The sequence below is a fragment of the Mesorhizobium sp. M0293 genome (genome assembly GCF_040321735.1).
Classification (GTDB): Bacteria; Pseudomonadota; Alphaproteobacteria; order Rhizobiales; family Rhizobiaceae; genus Mesorhizobium.
Map to the genome: position 1 here is coordinate 1 of NZ_JAMYSA010000243.1, position 2,629 is coordinate 2,629.

Here is a 2,629-nt window from a genome sequence, read left to right on the forward strand (position 1 = left end):
CGCCCCCACGGCAGCCTAAAGTCAAAACCGCCCATCAGTCGCCTCGCCTTAACCGAGGACAACCTGTTGAGGCTCCACACCTAGCCACCCTACTGCCCCGCCTCGCTCTTCACCGTCCGCCTCCGTCTCGGCGCGCGCTTTGGCTTCTTCGCCCCGGTCAGTTCGTGCATCGCATCCAGCTGCATCTGCTGCATTTCGGCCAGGCGCGTCCATTGGCGCGAGATGAGGTAGTCGAGTTTTTCGTGCAGATGGCGCACTTCGAGCTCGGCCTTGAGGTTGACGCGGTAGTCGTTGAAGGAGCGCAGGCGGTCCTTGGACTCCTGCCGCCTCTGGCTCATCATGATGATCGGCGCCTGGATGGCGGCGATGCAGGAGAGCAGCAGGTTGAGCAGGATGAAGGGATAGGGATCGAAGGCGCCCGCCATGCCGGCAATCAGGTTGATGCCGATCCACACCAGCAGCACGCTGCCGAACGAGATCAGGAACCACCAGCTGCCGCCGAAGGAAGCCATGTTGTCGGAGACGCGGTCGGCAAAGGTCCGGTGCTCCTCGAACTCCTCCTCCGAGTTTTCGGAAATCGTGTCTTGCCTGGCGATCGATTCGACCACCTGGCGGTCGAGCTCGGAGAATTCGCCGTGCTCCTGCTGGAGCAGCTCCTCCATGTAGCGCATGCGATAGCGGCCGAGCTCGGCACGGGTGATGCGGGCGCCGGCCGGCAAGTCCGGATGATCCGATCGAATGCGGTCGGCGAGGCTCGGGCGCAGCGTGTCGATGCGCACCAGATCGCGCTTGCGGAATTTCCGGCCCGATATCGCCGACGGTTTTTTCTTCGGCTTGCCGCGATGGGTGCCTGAAGAGGATGGTTCCGAGTCCGGCACGTCGGGCGTTTCGAGGTGCTCGTCCGAGGCCTGGTCGGCCTCGAGCTGCCCGGTGGTCGGCGCCTCGAAATACTCGCCGCCGCTGTCGTTTTCCGCCGGCTGTTCGGGCGTTTTCGGGACGGTGCTCATGGTGCGGGGCTCCTGCGGTGGTGCTGGGCGGGACGATACGCCTATGCCGCAACATCGCCAGCTTCGCGATGGATTTCGTGGGACTACAAGTGTTTTTGATCGATGCCCATCGCTTCGTCATCCACGGGCGAAGCGGGTGCGAAGCGGACGCGCAGACCCCATGCATAACTATCGCTTGCGGTAAGGAACTTGCCCGATGTCGGCGCCAATCACCCCCCTCTGTCCTGCCAGCTTCCCGCAAAGGTTCTGCACGACGGCGGGCAACAAAAAACCCGCCTTGCGGCGGGTCACTGGCGCGACTCAGCACCATGGGCGAATATGTACCATAGCTGAGGGCACTGAGTCAAGAAAAAATTCCTATCGTGTCGGTAGCACACGATATCCGCCCGAAGGCGGACCGTGGCTTCACCGTTCGTCGTTCAAAAAGCCAGGCAATTGGCTTTTTGTCCGCTGCGCGGACCACTCCTCACTGCTCGGCGAACATCAGCCTGGTCTTGGTGCCGTCCATGGTCGGCGACAAACTCCGCTGGATCAGCGCTTCGACATGGTCGTTGCGCTGGCGGGCGCTGGCGGCGCCCATCACCACGACGATCAGATTGCGGCCGTCGGCGTTGTAGGAGGTGACGATGTTGAAGCCGGAGGCCCTGATGTAGCCGGTCTTGATGCCGTCGACGCCGCGCACCCGGCCGAGCATGTCGTTGTGGCCGCGCACCAGCCTGCCGCGGAACATGAAGTCGCTTTCGGAGAAATAGTGGAACTGCTGGGGAAAGCGCTGATGCAGCGCCATGCCGAGCACAGCCATGTCGCGCGCGGTCGTCATCTGGCCATCGTCGGGCAGGCCGGATGCGTTGCGGAACGAGGTGCTGGTCATGCCGAGCTGGCGCGCCTTGGATGTCATCATGGCGGCGAACTGATCCTCCGAGCCGCCGAGATATTCGCCGACCGCCACCGCCACGTCGTTGGCCGATTTGACGACGATAGCGCGGATCGCCGAATCGACGTCGATGCTCTCGCCGCGCCGGAAGCGCATCTTGGTCGGCGGCTGCGAGGCGGCATGATCCGAAACCGGGATCTGCGTTTGCTTGGTGAGGCGGCCGGAGTCCAGCGCCTCGAACAGCAGATAGAGCGTCATCATCTTGGTCAGCGAGGCCGGATAGCGCTGCGCCGTCGAGCTGACTTCGAACAGCTGCTTGCCGGTCCGGGCATCGATGACGATCGCGGCATATTTCTGCGGCGGCGCCGGCACCGCCAATACGGCGTCCGGCGGCGTCACGGTCGTGCAGCCGGCAAGCAGCAGCAACAGGCCAAGGATCGCAAAAACTCTCTGGATGAGCGGAAGGGAATACAGGTGGGACAAGGGCAAGTCTGTTCGGTCAAGCTGTTGCTGAGATAAGGCGAAGCTAACGTAACGCGTCAGCTGCGTCCATTTGGTTAATGACTGACAGTCCCAGGATTGTCGAGGCCCTGGCAGGACTTGGTTCCTCGCCCCCGCGGAGCGGGGGAGAGGTGGGCGCCCCGCGGGCCGGCCGGGGGGGGTGGGGTGGGGGGGGGCCGAACACCCCCACATCACCCGTGGTTGGTGGGGGGCGGCGGGGGAGGCGCCCGGGGGGTGGTAAAGAAGA

2 protein-coding genes are annotated in these 2,629 nt (G+C 63.8%); both read right to left on the reverse strand.

Features of this window, described 5'->3' with window-relative positions; all coding sequences use genetic code 11:
- Window positions 1-89 precede the first annotated feature (89 nt).
- Window positions 90-1,007, reverse strand: coding sequence for a DUF1003 domain-containing protein (locus NKJ06_RS35095; protein WP_352812494.1), 918 nt, complete (start codon window positions 1,005-1,007; stop codon window positions 90-92).
- A gap of 466 nt (window positions 1,008-1,473) precedes the next feature.
- Entirely contained in the window at window positions 1,474-2,364 is an 891-nt protein-coding gene (locus tag NKJ06_RS35100) for a D-alanyl-D-alanine carboxypeptidase family protein (protein WP_352812496.1), read from the reverse strand.
- Window positions 2,365-2,629 lie beyond the last annotated feature (265 nt).